This window comes from Nostoc sp. (genome assembly GCF_036917635.1).
GTDB lineage: Bacteria > Cyanobacteriota > Cyanobacteriia > Cyanobacteriales > Nostocaceae > Nostoc.
Map to the genome: position 1 here is coordinate 15,744 of NZ_JBALCW010000051.1, position 17,698 is coordinate 33,441.

Here is a 17,698-nt window from a genome sequence, read left to right on the forward strand (position 1 = left end):
ATTAAAGTCGAAATGCGATTAATCACGTCTACAATTGACAACTGACATTTTAGAAAATGATAGTAAATAATCCTTCATCTCAATTTAAATTCTTCCTTCTTGGCTTAATCTTACAATCGTTAATGTTTGCCTTACCTAGTTTGGCGCAATCAGAATCAGTTATATCGAAAGTCAATCTACTAAAGCAATTCGTTTTTCAAGAGACTTTTGAACCACCTGGAGAGCCAAAACCAAAAAGTGAAACTGTTGGTGCAGGTTCTCGTGATGGACTCAGGTGTTCTGAGAATGAACAGCCTATTAAACCTTTAATGCCAAAACATAACTTTGGGTTAACCTTCCAAGACCATCCTCCTGTATTCATTTCCTTACCTAAAACTTCAGCGCAGAAAGTTGTGCTGACTTTTAAAGATGAAACGGGTAACTATTATGAAAGAACTTTTTTACCTATTACTACTAATGGAGGAATTGTTAGCTTTACTCAACCCAAAGACAAAACGCCGCTAACTGTAGGCAAAAATTACGAATGGTCTTTGGTAGTCGTCTGTGGAAAAACTGTGCAGCCAGATGACCCAACATTTAAAGGTTGGGTACAACGAGTTGCAAAAACGACTAAAGTTGATAAGGAGTTGAGCCAGTTGACTACCATTAGTCAAGCAAACTGGTACGCACAAAGAGGATACTGGTATGAAATGCTTATGACTATAGAGAAAGCTAATAAAGCTGATCCCAATAATAACCAATTAAAATAATTCGTAATTATTTTGTTGTAGTATTTTGTCAATCAACTGCTGATTTTCTTTGCCTTCTGCTTGCTTGAAATATTCAATCGCAATTTTTCCAGCAGCAGGTTGCTCTTTTGCAACCGCAAGTAGTAACTTGAGAGTTTGCTGGAGTTGGATTTTCTCAAGCTGCTTAGTTGCAAATATAGGTAGGATAATCGGAGCAAGTATTAATCCCAATAATGGAGGAATAATCGGAATCCACCAACCTTGTAAAAATGCCAGATAACTAAACATGATTAATCCTAGTCCAGTGCTAGTGACCAGAAACATTAATTGTCTAGGTGATTTTAATCGCCAAGCAATTAATGTTCCTATCCCAGACCAAAGCAAAATCCATAAACTCTTCCATATCTCAGGCCAAGTCCGCAGCATTCCTCTTCCTTCCATTGCTGCGGTTAATATTTGGCTGATAGTATTAGCATGAATATATACTCCTGCCATTTGTTTTGCTGACCCAAATAACCGATTGTTATAAGGTGTTTGAAAAAAATCATTAATACTTTCAGCTGTTGCACCAATTAAGACAATACGATTTTGGATTTTTTCTTTTGGTATCCGTTCTTGCAACAAATCTGTGATGGAGAAGCTTTGAAAATTCTGTTCTGTGCCGTGATAATTAAGTAAAATTTGATAACCTCCAGTATCAGCCCGAACATAGCCTCCGTCAAAGGGCTGCAAGGGTATTAGTAAGGCTTTGCCAAGCTGGATATGATGGCGATTTTCAGCATGAGGATGGGGAGTTATACCAACAGTTTTTAAGTATTGTAATGCTAATTGTAAACCCAAACTCTGCCGTAATTGATTTTTTGGCGATAACGCAGCGGTAGCAAATCCGCGTCCCTTGCGCGTCTCGTAGAGAGTGTCTCGCTTTGCCAACATCTGCGATGAACGCACTGTCAATAAGGCACGACGTACCTTACCATCTCCATCCAATACTTGGTCACTAAAACCCACCTGACTTAATTGGGCTAATACTCTTGGCGGTGCAACCTTAGTACCTACAACTTTATCAACACCAATAAGATTGGGAGTAGCTTTGAACAATTCTACTAATTCTTGATACCCTGGTTCTACTGGCAAATCTCGATATAAATCCAACCCAATTAATTTAGGTTGATAAGTTTTCAATTTGTTGAGCGCTTTAACCAAAATATTATCAGGTATGGGGTATTGTCCTATTTTTTGTAAATCTAGTTCATCAATTGTAATTACAACAATACGAGAATCAATTCCTGCTTGGGGTCGTTGTTGCAAAAAGCTATCAAACGTATTCCATTCCATTCCTTGCAACAAACCAATGAAGCGTAGCAGGATAATAAAACTAGTAATACCAATTGCAAAGCTGACAATACACGGTTTACTAAAGTGTAATACAGCATTTAATTTAGTAGCTTTTCGGGCTTGAGCCAAAATCCGATTCGCTTCATTTGCAGCTGCCAGAGTAAACTGTGCTTTTTCTAATTCAATTTTTTCGGCGTTTAAATTTATTTCAATTTCTTCTTTATCCAACTGCTGACTAGTAGCAATAAACCGATAATCTATATTAGAAAGTTTTTTATTTTCTGACCAAGCTACTACTTCTTTTAATTTCATCCCTCTTAATAATTGAGTGTTATCTTGCTGATTACTAGCAACCCAATTTTTGAGGCTTTGAGAATATGGACGTAAATCTTCTAGGTTTTTAGCAACCCAATTTAAATTAAAGATAGTTTGATAAATTTTATTTTTTATTTGAAGTTTTCCTTGATATATGATAACTAAACCCGATAAAATTAACTTATTTTTTTCTTTTATATCATCAATTGTGACTTCTTCACCCATTAAAATTTGCTGATAGACTCCTAACAATCTTCCTGCCGTTTGCTCGTTCTCTAGAAGACGTGAGCTTATAGTTCTTAAATGTTCCGGTTCATCTTGAAACTCCCAATTATTTATAATATGTGACCTAACTAAATTACTAATAAATAATTGAGAATTATTTATTAGTAATTTCTCTTTATCTTTCGATTGTTCATTTGCCACAATTTGACATAGCTTTTGAGTAAGAAATGGTTGTCCATCAGTCCAAACTAATATCTCTTTTAAAATAAGTTTTGGATTTACTACTTTTCCTTCCAATCCTTTTGTTAAAGCGAGAGTTTCTTGTAGCTTAAAACCTTGAAGTTCTATTGATTTACCAATATTAAATGGTGTACGTATTTTATCTTGAATCAAATCTAATGGAGTTGCTACTCCGAAAAGAGCAAAGGTAATACGTTTATATTCAGGATTGATTGCTCGTTGATTATAGCAAAACCGAATCAGTGCAAAAAAATCATCAACTGAGAAATCCAAACTGAGAATACTATCAATTTCATCAACAAAGATAAATAATTGTTTGTGAGGAAAATGAAGCTGTAATAATTCCTCAATAAACCACCTTAATCTTTCCAGTAAAGATATATCTTCTTGTTCACGCCACCAACTTTTTAAGTTGATTTTATTTAATAAATTAAAACCTAACCATAAATCACCAACTACACTCTTATACCACTGAAGTGGGGTGATATGTGAAGTACCAATAATCGACATATCAATGCTACTGCATTTAAATCCTTCTTGTTCCAAGCAATATTTTGTACTTGCAAGCAGAGAGGATTTACCCATTTGTCGAGAGTTAAGTATATAGCAACACTCTCCCTGCTTGAGAGCCTCATAAAGCAGGGTATCTGCTTGTCTTTGCACATAACTAGGTGCATTAACTGTCAAACTGCCACCGACTTGGTATTTATAATCAGTCATAGGTTTAGTAGTGAGTTAGACATCTCCGAAAACGATCAAAGCCTTTATGTGGCTAGGCTTAGGTGTTTGGTACTTGAGTCCGTTCCATTATCCTTTGCACAACATCTTTGACGAGCCTAAGCTGTCGCGCATCTCAATTGTACTTTTTAGAGTCTGAAAGCCTTGCTGCAACGTTGTCAGCTGGAAAATTAAATGCATCTTAGCTTAGTTGGTTGTCCTGGGTAGCACGATCCCTCTTAGCAGGTGTATGCATCATCGGACTTTTCAGTATTTTATAAGTATATATCCGTAGCGACAATGTAATATACATCGTTTATTATCGTTATTCTAAGAACTAGCTAGAAACCAGCGTAATAAATTTAAAAGACTGTTTAGAACTTCGTTGCTGGTAGTTTCACTTCCCAACACTGTACTCTTTCTCAATCACACTCAACAATTTCTCCTCAACAGCCGTCAAATACGGACGCTTCAACTCCCCCAAATGCTTCAGCACAGCACGGGCGGCTTCTTCCAAGTTCTCGTTTTTCCGTAGCCGATGAATGCGATGGCTAATCTCCTGAACCTGCTGACACTCCTGGGGCAGGTAGTTGAAGGACTTCAGGTGCTGCAACCCAATGGTGTGTTCGCCATGCCACGTTCTCACGGTGCAACTGAAATCATTCACACGCTGAGTATTCCCAACCTGGATGACATCTCATCTGCTAGGATTTCCAACTCCAGCAAGCTCAACACTTTTTCTTCCAAGTCCGTCAAATAAGCTCGGTTCACGTTCCCCAGCATCTCCAAAAACTTCTGCACCGATTCCTCCAGCGAACTAGAATACACCCGATTGATGCGATCGTACAATGACTGCATCTGCTGACATTCCTGGGGCAGGTAATTGCATGATTTCAGGTGCTGCAACCCAACTGTGTATTCCCCATCCCAGACTCTCGCCGTACAACTGAACTCATTCACTGCGCTGACTATCGCCCAACACCCGCCTTTGCCCCTCAGCTCGGGGTTGTCCTTTACAAGGATTTGGCACACTTCGCCCAACTGGTAGGTGTTTGGTACTTTCGTGCGCTCCATGATGCGCTGCACAACATCTTTGACGATTCTACCAGTCGGTACTTTCCCGCCAGCAAGTTCAACTGCGGTTTGCCACACTTCTTGCTGTTCCTGGGGTTCAAGCTTTGTCATTGGTCGAACTTGCCCCTCTGCTGTCGGTAAAATGTCCACAAATTGTGGACATTTTTGCAGGTTGTCCACAACAATTGCTGCATCGACTAGCTGGTAAGAACGGGAACGATTGTAGCCAAACCTGTCTAAACAGTACTCATCAAAGGTTTTGTGCGTGGAGCGGTACAATCTGCGATCCCGCAATTCTGCCAAGGCTCTACCCGCCTCAAAAACCGCTCTTTCCACACGGCGCTCTAGGTGAAGGCGATCACTCTGTTCTTCCTCCGTCAACTCTCGAACTTCAACAGCAGCAACCGTAATCGTTGTGGTAGAGGGATTGTCTTCGGGAGAAATATCTGGATTCACTGCTGGTTCTGAATCACTAGATGCCGCAGAGGTGTCTTTTTTACGTTTAGAGGATGGTTTAGCCATGATTCCACTTCCTCTAATTCGATGCTATTTGCTCTAAGTCAATTGCAGATAGATTTTCACTCTTATGAGTAGTTACGTAGGAGCATCCCTTGCGCGTCTTGAAGAGAAGCGATCGCCTTTTGTAATCGACCTTGGAATCAAGTGATCTATCTGGGAGTAGCCGATTGCTAGAAGCGCAATAAATATAGACTTTAGTCATCTGAGCCAATCTTTTGAATCTTAAATAGATCAGCAGGCTGGCAACCTAACACTTCGCAAAGCTTGGCAAGCTTTGCAAAAGTTTCTGTACCCCCTCTATCTCGCTCCCAATTACGGATTGTCGAAGGGTCAACGCCAACTAAATCAGCAAGCTGGCGCTGAGTCAAATCTTTCTGCTTACGCAGTTCTGCAACTCGTGACACGAAAATTTCTCCCATGCGCTAATTCATAGCATTATTCTAGCGTCAAAATCTTCACGCTAGTTACTTGACGGCGTTAGAAATCTAGCGCTAAAATATAGACATACTTTCATAACAAAGAGCAATCGCCAGTCCTGGAAAAACTTGTAGCGATCGCTTTTTGCCCTTGTATTTAAGGAAATTTCATTATGACCCATCCGCAATACACACAGCAAGCCCTTTCCCGCTATAACCTCCCGCGCCTCAAAAGAATCGCCACCGAACTCGGCGTTAAACCCACCGGGGACAAAAGAGCGGCTGACACCTGGGTAAACGCAATCATCACCCACCAATCAACCCAGCTTCAGAAGGTTGACGAACAAGCCCTCGCCCAAGCCGAACTCGACAGCTATATCGCTGACCAAGCCCAAGCCGTAGCTCCCGAACCCCTCACAATAGTCGAAATCTCATTTTCTGATCACGAATATTACGCTGATGACAAACTGGTAGCTAGCATTAGCTATGACGACAACCACCTAACCCAACGCTGGGTAGTAATAGTCAACGAGAAAGAATTATTTCGTGCCAACACTCTAATGCGTTGCGATCGCTTCATCTGCATTCACTACAAAGATGGCACACTGCCAGTCCAAGAAGCTCTTGTGCAAGGGAGCAGGGGTGCAGAGGGGAAAAACTTACAACAACTTTCTCCTCTGCCTCTCTGCCCCTCTGCCCCCATGCCTTCCGCTTCTACTGAAAACCAAATCATGGCGCATATCTTCAACGAATGCCAGAATTATGGGTTTGAAATTCTCAATGATGGCATTTACAACAACAACGGCGTGAAACTGGGGCAAGTCGGATGCACTGACGGGAACTGGTGGGTGAAAAGGCGTTATTCAGTCCAGCAGCAGTATTCTAACTCTGTGTCTGATGCTGTGCTATCGCTGTCGATGGTGGATACATCGCTGGCTGAACCAGTTCACGAATACTTGCAACACCGACCCTTAGAGCAACTGAGTTCTAATGAATTACAGCAGCTTTTCAACCATGAAGTGCGATCGCAACTTCAAGAATTAGTCACAGTGTAAAGCCTCATGTGGGCAGCAGTGAAATTGCTGCTCACTTTGAGGTCTTTTTTGGGCGTTATTCTCCAAACATTGCCGAAGATTCTTAGGTTATTAATCCCAGGGGAGAAAATCATGATTTATAATATTAACGCACTTCAAACAAGTTGGTATCTTTCCCCACCTTGGCGTGGAACAATTCCACCCGTTGAGGTGAATTTACTGGAGAGAGTATATCTACGAACCACGAGAACATTTGGCTACTGTTGCGGTATGCAATGGAAGCATGAGTGCTGGATTTATTCAATTGACTGCCGTAATGAAATACTCCACGCTACACAAAACCAAATTATCGGGACGGGAGAATTAGAAGCCATCAAAGTGCAAAAACCTGCCTTCGTTCTGGGCGAAAGAGTAATGCTCTGTTCTCACGATAAGGGAGCAAAGCAACGGCTGATTTTGGGGATTGCGCTGGTGAATAATTCTTGGTTTTACCTTATTGAGTTGATGTCACCAACGTTAATTAAGACACCGACTATATCGAATCGTTTCTCACTGGTTGGTGAGAAAAGTTTGGTGCGGGTAGATGTCTAATTCTCTCTAATCAACAACGAAAAACTATCACCCAACTAAAGTTATGTCACAAATTGAAGTAGCTCAAATTATTGAACAGATAAAGCAAGAAATCACTGTTGACTCTAATGGACAAGGTAAAGCTAGTATTCGGGCAACTGCAAGGCTGGCAGATGTACAAGATTCTTCGCTTCGTCGTGCGTTACTAAGTGCGGCACTGCAACCCTCTGCATTAGCCCAAAGCCTTATACAACAAGGATTTAGCCCTGCGGCACTGGAAACCTGGAATGAGGGAATACCTGATATGGGTGTTGCTGCCGTTATTGAATATTACGCCTTTGATGCTGGGCGGCACTGCAAACAGCAAGCCAGACTTGTATGCAAAGCTTTTAACCGGATTGGTGTTCGCGCCTGGATGCAAGACATTATGGGCTGGACAAAACCTGCTACTCAACCACAAAAACAACCCTCCACACCAACCCTCCCCCCAGTTGAACAGCGATTGCATACTCTTGTCTTGGCAATGAAGACTTTAGCTGAGTTAACTGGTGGCAGACTCAACCCATACACCGAACAGCAATTTAAAGACTATGCCGGCAACCTTTTGGCTGAACATAACAGAAAATTGCTAACCGCCACAGAAGAACGCTGGCTTGGTGTGGTCAACTTTGCAGAGAGCGAACTGGGTAAAAAAGTCCCCCTGAGCGGCGCTCACTATCGCGGACACTTGGGCACATGGGTGAGAACATTTTACCCTCAGTTAGGCTCACGCCAAGAAACGCGATTGGTTAACGGGGTTCAACAGCCCATCTATGTCTACGCTTGCCATGATCCGGCTGTTGCGGCTGGGTTGACCAAAGCTGTAGAAGAGTTCTTCGCTCATCCTAGTCCTGGCGCAGCGCTAAAGCTTGCAGGTGCTTTCGCTAGAAAATCTTTAGTAACGGCTTGATGGACATTGGGCATTGGTCAAACAGAGCGATCGCCCAGTAATCAAGAATTAAGACTTTTACAACAAAAACGAATTCCACTTCGAGGGGAAAGGATATGGAACTCGGATATTTCCAAAAAGATGTACTCATTGAAAAATTAGCCAAGAAGTTCTACGCAATTCAGGGCTATGTAGTCCCCGAATCATATCGAATGCAATCAGCTACACATCCAGCAGAAAGAGCATGTGTCGCTTTAGCGAAGCGGTAGCGAGTCTTCGAGCGTCTGGCTATATTTGCTATTCAAGAATTTGAATCCATCGAAGATGAATGTTCAGATGAGCAGGGGGAAGAGATATGAACAAAGAAACATGGTTATCTCAAGGAAAGATACTGTTTGGTGAGAATGTAATGAACTGGAAGTTTAAGCGTCCCTCCTGCGGTTATATCGCTACTGCTGAAGATTATAAAAAAGCTGGCGCTCCATCTTCTGCCGTAGGATTTTCTTGTGTAGGGCGCTGGATGCCAGTTCATAAAGAAGCCTTCGACGACAAAGATAAGCGTAATATTCCTTGCAATTATTCTGGGGGCGGATTGCTCAATATTAATCCGGTTATTGTTGATGACCGCAAAGTTTTTGAATTTGGAGTTTAGAGATGAAAGCCATAGTCGCAGTAGTTGAAAAAATTACATCTGAAGCCCACATTAATATTCCTGACGATTTAGCAGTAACAGCAATTAGCCAGCACATTGTAGACCGCTACAACAGTGGCGAAATGCTAACTGAGATGAACATTTTCCACGTTGATTTTGAATCTATTATCGCTCACATTGATTCAAAACCTTATATTACTTGGCATCAAAGCAACTCTTGTGATCACCGTGGGTATTACTTCTGCAAACTGGGAAGATTTACTTTGACTCTGTTAACTGACACAGAACAAAACTTAACTCGTACAGAAGCTTATCTGGGTAATTTTAAGCAACTTATTTACAGATCAGAAAAAGAGATATCCAAAGAATTGGCAACAGTAGAACTCCAAAATTTCTTAAGTGGACTCGCTGTTGAACTTCAGGCTTTAAGCCACATTGAATTTAGTGAGAATTTAGTATGATTGCCACACAACTCCTAACACCACAACCACATACAAGTGCATGTATAGAAACTGTTGGTAGGCATTCACTAGACTTTTATGAATCTCCATCGTGGTTTACTACTGAATTACTGCGCCACGTTAGGTTATCTGGTGTGATTGGTGAACCATGTGTGGGGCATGGAGCGATCGCGTCTTTGTTGAGAGTATGGCCTGACACTGGAAGGATCTGGACTAACGATATAGATGCGAATAAGCCAGCAGATTATCACTACGACGCAACATTAGCCGAATCTTGGGCTAAGTTTCCCAATTGCGATTGGATCTGCACTAACCCACCATACTCGGAGTTTGCTGCACCAATTATCAAGAATGCCTACCAGAAAGCGCGTGTGGGAGTTGCTGCTTTTCTACTTACCAGCTTTCTCGAACCTTGCGATGACCGGGCGGATTTCTTACAGCAGCACCCGCCGTCGCTTGTCTTAATCATGCCGCGCTTTTGTTTTCGCAAGGATAAGAGGGGTACTCGTTGGGCTACCGATAACATCACCATCTCGTGCTTTGTATGGGATAAACGCGCAACAGGGCAGCAAATTATTATTCGTCCCAAGTCGGCGATCGCTGGGTTTTACAAGAACCCTGAGCAGGCGAAATCGCCTGAACAGGCTTTTGAGATTATACGGGCAATAGCCCCTTGAAGTATTTATGAAACAGATGTCACTTTTTGATGAACCTACCACAGTTTTACCAGTCAGTTATTATCCAGACTTCCTCACTCTTGCTGAAGCCGATGAACTCTATCAACACGCTTTGGAATTGCAGTGGCAACAGAATCAAATAAGAATGCTAGGTAAAACAATGCCTGTACCTCGCCTAGAGTGCATTTATGGTGATGAAGGCTGTGATTACCTCTACTCCGAGAGCGTACTGCTCAAACCATTACCTTGGACTTCATCGCTGGCCCAACTGCGAGATAGGATTACTGCGGCTACTGGTTACAGCTTCCGTATTGTCATTGGTAATCAGTACAGAAGCGGACAAGACAGTATCGGCTGGCATTCTGATAATGAGTCATCAATGGGATTTAACCCAGCGATTGCATCCATCAGTTTGGGTTCGATGCGGAAGTTTCAGATTAAGCCTATCGGGGGTAAGTCTACTGATTTTTGGCTGGAACACGGGAGTTTACTGGTTATGCACCCAGGTTGCCAATCAACACATCTACACCAAGTACCCAAGACCAACAAGTTTGTGACTACACGAATTAATCTGACGTTTCGCCCACACATTGGGGTACAGAAATAAGCAAATAATTCGCAGTTTTTGAAAACATTACCACGAGACAGTAACTCAAGGAGGGGAATCATGAGTACCGATAGCTTTAGTGATAACAGAAGGAAACGCCATATTTACATCGATAGTAAGTTGGATGATTTGCCACTAACAATGGAGGCATTTCGGGTTTACTGCCACCTGTGCCGTCGAGCCGGTTGTGATAATAACGCCTTCCCTTCCTACAAATCTATTGGTGAGTCATGCTTTCGAGGGTCTTTTCCAAATTCACCAACCGACACTTTACGGCGAAAAGCGATCTCCGCAGTAAATGAACTTATCTGTTGGAATTTGGTCACAAAAACCAGCAGAGAGAATGACGGGCTACAAACATCAAATCATTACAGCCTTACGGACATAGAAGACTGGTTCCCTAATCCATTAAAACCGTCTTCCTTAATTAGAGGAAAGAAAGATTTAGGTAGTGATGGGGGAACACCCAGTAGTGTTGGGGGGACACTAGGGGTAGTGCTGGGGGGACACCCCGGTAGTGCTGGGGCAACACTAGGGGTAGTGCTGGGGGAACACCCCGGTAGTGTTGGGGGGACACCCAAAGATTATCCAATTGAAGATTATCCAATTGAAGTCCATCCACTTAAGGACGCGCCCCTGGCTTCGCCACCCGCGCCCCCCACCCAAGAGGGTGTGTGTGAAAAAGAAGAACTTGATTTAACAACGAAAGAAATTGAACACGAAGAACCAACCCCAAAACAACTCACTTTGTTGTTAAAAAATTCCAAGTCTTCGCAACAAACCGATAACCTCTCCTGTAGACCAACTATTGCGGTGGGGTCCTTCGATAAAAACGAACAATCGAACAAGCCGAAACAACCAAAATTCCAGTCGATTGAAGACTTGATTGACATGGTTTTAGTAGATTCAAGCATCATGGCAACTGACTCATTGCCTACCGTGTACAGAACAGAAATCAAAATGCGTAATTGGCGCTTCCCCTGGCGTACTGCTACCAGGGACAAGATTTACCAAACCTGCGATCGCCGACTGGTAGAGTTGATCGCCAAACACAGGGCTAAGTGGAGTCAGAGTGAATCTTGGCAAGAGAAAATCCCCACAGTTCTCAAGTCAATTGGTAACTTAGAAGGCTCCAAAGCCGGACTAGAAGAATTACTGGGCTATTGGTCACAAATTTCTGAACTAGAAGCCACATCATCACCAACAAAACAACAAAAACCGGATGAAAAACAACCCATCGGCTATTTCGCTAACCGTTCTCTTGATTGGCACAAGTCCACCTTCAGCGAATTTTTAGATCGTGTCGATGAAGTTGGCAAGGACAAAGCTTGTGCGTCTTTTAGTACCCGCTATGACCAGCAATCTCCAGGTGCAACGGACAAATGGCTGGAGTGGATAAAGTTCACGCATCCCTCCATGTATCTGTACTTACATCAAAATGCTGCGTAAAAATAATTTGCAATTTATCTTCCTCTCCAGGTAGTCATGACACAAAACAAACTGAACTTTTCATCCGAACAAGACCGCTTACCACCTCAGAACATTGAGGCAGAAGAAGTAATACTTGGCGGTATTATGCTTGACCCGGAAGCAATCGCAAGGGTGTGCGATCGCTTAATCCCCGAAGCATTTTACATCTCCTCCCACAAAGACATTTACCAAGCTGCGCTGCGGCTCCATACACAAAGCAGACCTACAGATTTACTATCTGTAACCAGTTGGCTAACTGATAATGGGCTTTTGTTTCGTGTTGGTGGTCGAGATAAACTAGCTACACTCATTGATCGTACAGTTTCAGCCATCAACATTGACGCTCTGGCAAAATTGGTAATGGAAAAATACCACCGCCGACAATTAATCAAGGCGGCAAACGAGATTCTACATCTCGGCTATGAAACTGAAACTGAATTACCACTGATTCTTGAGGCTGCTGAACAAAAAGTTTTCAGTGTCACACAACAGCGCTCTCATGATGACCTGATTCATATTTCTGACTGTTTGGTTGACGCTTACCAAGAAATCGAGTCGCGCCACGCTGGTACATCTAGCCCCGCCATTTCTACCGGATTCTATGATTTGGATGGTTTACTCGGTGGTGGCTTTCGCCCCAAACGCCTGTATATACTTGCTGCTCGTCCATCTGTCGGCAAGTCTGCCCTTGCTGGTAACTTAGCTCTTAATGTCGCTCAATCCCAAAGATTACCTGTAGCTGTTTTCAGTTTGGAAATGAGCCGCGAAGAATATGTGCAGAGATTCTTGTCAAGTGAATCCGGCATTGAGAACAGCTTACTCGAAACGGGTCGGCTCTCTAACAATCAGTGGCAACCCCTGAGTCAGGCGGTAGCACAACTTTCCGAACAAGGGATTTTTATCAATGATAATTCCTGCCCCACAATGAATGAAATTCGTAGTCAAGTCCGAAAAATCTCAGCCACACATGGTGGTGTCGGACTGGTTATTGTAGATTATTTACAGTTGATGTCTGAGGGTACTGATTCAAGAATGAACATGACCCAGAGAGTCGGTCAAATCAGCCGAGGACTCAAAAAATTAGCTAAGGATCTTGATGTTCCAGTCCTAGCCTTGTCTCAGTTAAGCCGGGAAGTCGAACACCGTAATGATAAACGCCCTATACTGAGTGATTTGAGAGACAGTGGGGCGGTGGAACAGGACAGCGATGTTGTGATTATGCTCTACCGTGACGAGGTTCATAATCCCGATTCCCCTGACTGTGGCATTTCCGAGTTAATTGTCCGTAAGCAGAGAAATGGCCCTACTGGTACAGTCAAGCTGCTATTTGATAACCAGTTTACTAAATTTAAAAACTTAGTGCGTTGTCGGCATTTTTAAGTATATGAGAATACATCGCTGTAATTTGATGGATCTCAATTGGGCATACTACTGCCGCCATTTTGGTCACGCAAGTATTCCCAAATTCGCACTCCAGTATCAATTTTAACTTTACACAGCTTGGGACTATCGCCACAATCTGCAATGGTCAAAGCCTCACAAGGGGAATCGGTTGGATGTCTTTACCAGTACCTTGAAACTAAAAAGCTACTTGACGGAGAGATTGTTTTTTATCCCCGCGTCATTGGTGAACGTGACCCAAACAATGCCTTTCATTGGCGATGGGGCTTTAATTGGAAAGAGAAGATAAACGGGGTATGGAAGGGCAGAAGTATTGGTTCTATTCCCCCTGGGGCTGTCCCTATGATTCGCACAATGCAACAACTCTTGGTAAACAGGGAAGATATTACTGCCTTTATCAAAAAAGCGAAAACCAAAAAGCCATCACCAAAATTAGATGTCTGCAAAAATTTTGATAACACAAAATTAAAACCAGTTCTTCCAGATGATACACCGATCGCCGTAGTGCTGTTCGCAGGTGGCGGCGGGATTGAAGCGGGGATGGTACAAGCTGGTATTCGCCCAGTTATCGCAGTCGAGTTCGACCCCACAAAACCAGACTTGAGCAGGGCGATCGCCAAAACTCATCATCACAACTTCAGCGAGTACGGTTGTAAGGTAATCCAACAGACTGTCCAAGAAGTACCACAGTCAAGATTTCTAGGTTTCCCCCACCGTCCCGATTACCTTCATGCTTCCCCGGTGTGCGCCAACTTTAGCCAAGCCCATACAGCAAAAGCGGGTAAGGGTGAGGAAACGGCTGATGATCTGACGGCAGCGATCGCGGTAGCAGAAGCCATCCGACAGTTACAGCCACGGGTGTTTACCCTAGAGAATGTCCCGCGCTATCAGAACAGTCAGAGTTTTAGTATCATCCTGTCAGCTTTGGAACTTGAGGGGTACTCGGTCGATTACAGCGTGGTAAATATGGCTGACTTTGGGTTGCCCCAGGCGCGGCGGCGGTTAGTTCTGACTGCAAGCAAGGGTTTTCAGGTTGTCCTACCCACGGAGAGTAAATCCTGTGGTTGGTACTCAGCGATCGCGCATCTCATCCCTACGATGACTGATTCACACCTGCTGCCCAAACAGCAACAAGCGGTAGAACGATTTTTGGCTGCAAATGAACCCGCACCACTGCTCATTGAACGGGTTGGTGGACGTTCACAGTCCAAGTATAAACCTGGGCATTTACCTTGCAACACTATCTTGCGATCGCACTTCACAGATCACAAAGGCTGCAACCGTAGTAAGTTCGCTGATATTTGGTTGCCGGATGGTACGGTTAAGTCCCTATCAATTCAAGGTGCAGCGAGGTTACAGGGTTTTCCTGACTGGTACGAATTCCCCAAGGAAACTGCTACGGCGGGGTCAATTATCGGCTACTCCGTGCCTCCCAGTTTTGCAAGTCAATTATTCATGTCGGCACAAAGTTATAGCTATGCAGGCAATAGCTAAGGCTCTACTCCTTCATCAATCCAAGCATCAATTGCTGTTTTTACCTCTAATTCAGTCACGGCAGACCATTCCTTTTCGTTAATAGTTATTTTAAATACCACTCTTTTACCGTGACCAACTTTTTCCATTGAGTGTCCGCGATACAAATTTTTAGGTTTAATCATTCTTCTTAATCATCTTTATAGAATATTATAAACTTTCGCTCAATAAGAAGAGTAGTTTGATTTTCTATGATGGCTGCTAATTAAGGAGATTATCATAACTGTAGTGTTAAGTTTGTACTGAGGACATGGCATTAATTAAATTAAGTTTATTTCCGCGTATATAGAGCATAACAAAAAGGTTTCTTCGCTTAAAAGTGCGGTTTGAGGTGATTATCCTGAAATTAGAATAACTTCAGGCTCTTGCCGATGGCTCCTCGCCAATTCCCAGTTCCTTCTTACTGCGCTTTAACTGTTTCCAAAGTTCCTTAATTTGCTGATAAGCATCTTCTGGCTCAAGCTTACCATTGCTTTCTAAACTGGTGATCATGCCAACTTTTTGAGCAAATTCTTGTAAGTTAGCATTAAACACTAAGTTTTCTGGTTTAACTTGTCCGTAGTAGCGACCACGAGGGGAAAGGAATTTATCTTTGTCTTCCTCATGAGACTGATTCATGACCTCACCTCCCTACTAATAAGTTTTCACCAATAATGTCAATCCAGTTTCAACTATCTCCTTAGCCAAATGGCTGTTTGGAAATATAGTTAGCGATTGCTGGAATCATGAGCCTTTTTTTAGTATGACTCCTAGTCCAAAATCGTCAAATGTAAAGTGAAGAATTCTAGCCATTTAGCTTTTCAAGGGAGCAGCACACAGCTTGAAATAGTACAAATACACTCCCAGAGCAGCGGAAGCCCCAATCAAAGAGAGAAAGTTATCCTTTGCTTACAACAGTTGAACCAATCCTCTTCAGCCTAACTAAACACTAACAGTAAGATTTTGACAACCATTGGTTGTCATTCGCAAATCTTGCACTACTCCATGACCCCAAAAGAGCAATCGTAGACAGTGGAGGGCGGTGTACCAAGGGACAGCAGTGAGAGCGATCGCTTACCCCTGCTTTGGACACATAAAACAACGCAGAGTTGAACTTACTTCCTAAGACAGTTGAGCAAGCGTAATGTAGCTGCTGCGGCATAATTACGCTGTGTCCCGAGATTAGGAGAAAAGGCATTTCCAGTTTCGTTGACGGGAGTTGCAACACCGCAGTAGACAGACATCTCTGTAATTGGTTTTTTCGCCCAATGGTTAGATATATCACTGAACGCTATTGCCTGCTGCTTATTTATCAGGCTTGAAATTCCTCCGCCTTCATCAGCATATTGGACGGCTCTACGCAATACCGCCATCAACTCAGCACGGGTTACTGTTTGGCTAGGACGAAAAGTGCCATCAGAATAACCTTGCATAATCCCGTTAAATTTTGCCCACTCAATCATTGCAGCACTCCAACGAGTTACCTGTACATCCCGATAAGGCTTGCTAGTCACTTTCAATAAGTTTCCTGCTGCTGGTGGTGGGTCATGTGGCACAGTCAAAGGACTTACAGGCAGTTCACTGAGCATGTTTATTACCATTGATATCATCTGTTCCCGTGTTAGCTCTAACGTAGGACGAAAGGTATTATTAGAAGTAAAGCCTGCAATAAGCCCTTTCTGAACAGCCTCTTGAATCTCTCTGGCGTAAACATCATCGTCAACATCGGTAAAGCTTGGCACTTGAGCAACTACTGGTTTAGTCGTCAAAGCGCATAACAACATAATCGCAGTAGTACCTGCTCCCATTTTGGCAGTTCGTGAACCCAAAAAGAAGTTAAAAGTTGATTTGAGCAAAGGTTTCATAATGAATTGAATGCTTACCTTTGTAGACGTTGCTCTCTTTGCTCAGGTTTCTTCAAGCTTATTAGTTATACCTGAAATTCCGCTATTGATGCGTGAGTGGGGTCAAGAGTTACGATTATCTTCCCCCTGGCTGGAAGAATGTAGAGGTGATTGCACATGTGGCGATGGCTCAAGCACCCGATGTAGGCGATCGCAACTCCAGTACAAGTCTACAATCTCGTTTCGCGGCAGTGACAACCTGGAGTAGTGAAAGACTACTGCAAACCGGAGGCATTTCTAGCGGTACGCTCCAAAAAGTATTGAACTCTATCTTATAAGGATTAGACCCAATAGACCAAGCCTATACAACCCCATCATTTGTATTCATGTAAACCATTGGTTATCACGCATTTGGTCAAGCGCATTACCCCAAGGAGCAATCGTAAGCTGTGGAGCGCGGTGTAGTAAGGGGGCAGCAGTGGGGGCGATCGCTTACGGTAGACGCACTTTCACAAAAATACTCTACTGAGTTATTTACCTCAATAGAGTATATAAATTTACTATAATCATCTTTTAGCAGCATTCAGTTTATACTTTAGCAACTATTTATACCTCTGGACAAGTACTGCAAATCTTGCCTACAGCGATCGCATGAAGCACTGCATAAGGGCAATTACTCCAAAATCCACTCTCATCACTGCGGCTATCTCCTGATATCCCTTGACAGCATAGATCATATTCGTACATTGCCCCTGCTGATCTCAAGGGCAGCGATCGCAACCAAGAGAAATCAACTTCTCATTTTCGCCTTTGTATGCAGAGAAGAAAAAATCGTCGTTTTGAGTAACTATCCTCTGAAGGGGTGATTGAGGGGCTACACCCGGATTTCTCACAACTAAGAAAAAAACACTTGGATTAGTCAGATTTAAGATGATTTAATTAATACATCATCAAAATATCTTTAGAGCGTGGT

General features: G+C 43.0%; 21 protein-coding genes. 13 read left to right on the plus strand and 8 right to left on the minus strand.

Features of this window, described 5'->3' with window-relative positions:
• Positions 1-56: 56 nt before the first annotated feature.
• The gene (locus V7K32_RS13915) at positions 57-749 is read left to right on the plus strand and encodes a DUF928 domain-containing protein (RefSeq protein WP_334994086.1); all 693 of its coding nucleotides are present in this window, start codon (positions 57-59) and stop codon (positions 747-749) included.
• Here the strand turns inward: V7K32_RS13915 and V7K32_RS13920 are convergent.
• The 4 genes from V7K32_RS13920 to V7K32_RS13935 all read right to left on the minus strand — a co-directional run bounded on the left by V7K32_RS13920 (position 741) and on the right by V7K32_RS13935 (position 5,557).
• On the minus strand, positions 741-3,563 hold the full coding sequence (locus V7K32_RS13920) for a CHASE2 domain-containing protein (RefSeq protein WP_334994088.1): 2,823 nt from the start codon (positions 3,561-3,563) through the stop codon (positions 741-743). The two genes, V7K32_RS13915 and V7K32_RS13920, sit on opposite strands and share 9 nt — an antisense overlap.
• A gap of 394 nt (positions 3,564-3,957) precedes the next feature.
• Positions 3,958-4,227, minus strand: coding sequence for a hypothetical protein (locus V7K32_RS13925; protein ID WP_334994090.1), 270 nt, complete (start codon positions 4,225-4,227; stop codon positions 3,958-3,960).
• Entirely contained in the window at positions 4,224-5,156 is a 933-nt protein-coding gene (locus V7K32_RS13930) for a hypothetical protein (RefSeq protein ID WP_334994092.1), read from the minus strand. Before V7K32_RS13930 ends, V7K32_RS13925 begins: the two co-directional genes overlap by 4 nt.
• A gap of 191 nt (positions 5,157-5,347) precedes the next feature.
• Complete coding sequence (locus V7K32_RS13935) at positions 5,348-5,557, minus strand: helix-turn-helix domain-containing protein (protein WP_334994094.1); 210 nt, start codon at positions 5,555-5,557, stop codon at positions 5,348-5,350.
• Between the two features lie 185 nt (positions 5,558-5,742).
• On the opposite strand from V7K32_RS13935, the gene V7K32_RS13940 reads away from it, so the two are divergent.
• The 11 genes from V7K32_RS13940 to V7K32_RS13990 all read left to right on the plus strand — a co-directional run bounded on the left by V7K32_RS13940 (position 5,743) and on the right by V7K32_RS13990 (position 14,863).
• Complete coding sequence (locus tag V7K32_RS13940; protein WP_334994096.1) at positions 5,743-6,624, plus strand: hypothetical protein; 882 nt, start codon at positions 5,743-5,745, stop codon at positions 6,622-6,624.
• Between the two features lie 111 nt (positions 6,625-6,735).
• Positions 6,736-7,194, plus strand: a complete 459-nt coding sequence (locus tag V7K32_RS13945) for a DUF1392 domain-containing protein (RefSeq protein ID WP_334994098.1) — start codon at positions 6,736-6,738, stop codon at positions 7,192-7,194.
• A gap of 43 nt (positions 7,195-7,237) precedes the next feature.
• Positions 7,238-8,122, plus strand: coding sequence for a hypothetical protein (locus V7K32_RS13950; RefSeq protein ID WP_334994100.1), 885 nt, complete (start codon positions 7,238-7,240; stop codon positions 8,120-8,122).
• 95 nt (positions 8,123-8,217) lie between these two features.
• Entirely contained in the window at positions 8,218-8,370 is a 153-nt protein-coding gene (locus V7K32_RS13955; protein ID WP_334994102.1) for a hypothetical protein, read from the plus strand.
• Positions 8,371-8,456: 86 nt separating this feature from the next.
• Entirely contained in the window at positions 8,457-8,753 is a 297-nt protein-coding gene (locus tag V7K32_RS13960) for a VVA0879 family protein (protein WP_334994104.1), read from the plus strand.
• 2 nt (positions 8,754-8,755) lie between these two features.
• A complete protein-coding gene (locus V7K32_RS13965) occupies positions 8,756-9,214 on the plus strand; it encodes a hypothetical protein (protein WP_334994106.1) in 459 nt (152 codons plus the stop codon).
• A complete protein-coding gene (locus V7K32_RS13970; protein ID WP_334994108.1) occupies positions 9,211-9,891 on the plus strand; it encodes a hypothetical protein in 681 nt (226 codons plus the stop codon). Before V7K32_RS13965 ends, V7K32_RS13970 begins: the two co-directional genes overlap by 4 nt.
• Positions 9,892-9,898: 7 nt before the next feature.
• The gene (locus tag V7K32_RS13975; protein WP_334994110.1) at positions 9,899-10,498 is read left to right on the plus strand and encodes an alpha-ketoglutarate-dependent dioxygenase AlkB family protein; all 600 of its coding nucleotides are present in this window, start codon (positions 9,899-9,901) and stop codon (positions 10,496-10,498) included.
• Positions 10,499-10,558: 60 nt separating this feature from the next.
• A complete protein-coding gene (locus V7K32_RS13980; RefSeq protein ID WP_334994112.1) occupies positions 10,559-11,947 on the plus strand; it encodes a helix-turn-helix domain-containing protein in 1,389 nt (462 codons plus the stop codon).
• A gap of 36 nt (positions 11,948-11,983) precedes the next feature.
• Positions 11,984-13,348: a replicative DNA helicase gene (gene dnaB / locus V7K32_RS13985; protein WP_334994114.1), complete on the plus strand. Its 1,365-nt coding sequence runs from the start codon at positions 11,984-11,986 to the stop codon at positions 13,346-13,348.
• Positions 13,349-13,387: 39 nt separating this feature from the next.
• Positions 13,388-14,863: a DNA cytosine methyltransferase gene (locus tag V7K32_RS13990; protein ID WP_334994116.1), complete on the plus strand. Its 1,476-nt coding sequence runs from the start codon at positions 13,388-13,390 to the stop codon at positions 14,861-14,863.
• Here V7K32_RS13990 and V7K32_RS13995 read toward each other — a convergent pair.
• From V7K32_RS13995 to V7K32_RS14005, 3 genes are all read right to left on the minus strand, one after another.
• The gene (locus V7K32_RS13995; RefSeq protein WP_334994118.1) at positions 14,860-15,027 is read right to left on the minus strand and encodes a hypothetical protein; all 168 of its coding nucleotides are present in this window, start codon (positions 15,025-15,027) and stop codon (positions 14,860-14,862) included. The two genes, V7K32_RS13990 and V7K32_RS13995, sit on opposite strands and share 4 nt — an antisense overlap.
• A gap of 232 nt (positions 15,028-15,259) precedes the next feature.
• Positions 15,260-15,520: a DUF7219 family protein gene (locus V7K32_RS14000; protein WP_334994120.1), complete on the minus strand. Its 261-nt coding sequence runs from the start codon at positions 15,518-15,520 to the stop codon at positions 15,260-15,262.
• A gap of 476 nt (positions 15,521-15,996) precedes the next feature.
• The gene (locus V7K32_RS14005) at positions 15,997-16,746 is read right to left on the minus strand and encodes an S-layer homology domain-containing protein (RefSeq protein ID WP_334994122.1); all 750 of its coding nucleotides are present in this window, start codon (positions 16,744-16,746) and stop codon (positions 15,997-15,999) included.
• A 146-nt stretch (positions 16,747-16,892) separates the two neighbouring features.
• Here V7K32_RS14005 and V7K32_RS14010 point away from each other — a divergent pair, with 146 nt between their 5' ends.
• Positions 16,893-17,063, plus strand: a complete 171-nt coding sequence (locus tag V7K32_RS14010; RefSeq protein ID WP_334994124.1) for a hypothetical protein — start codon at positions 16,893-16,895, stop codon at positions 17,061-17,063.
• 268 nt (positions 17,064-17,331) lie between these two features.
• On the opposite strand, the gene V7K32_RS14015 is transcribed toward V7K32_RS14010, so the two are convergent.
• On the minus strand, positions 17,332-17,472 hold the full coding sequence (locus V7K32_RS14015) for a hypothetical protein (RefSeq protein WP_334994126.1): 141 nt from the start codon (positions 17,470-17,472) through the stop codon (positions 17,332-17,334).
• Positions 17,473-17,698 lie beyond the last annotated feature (226 nt).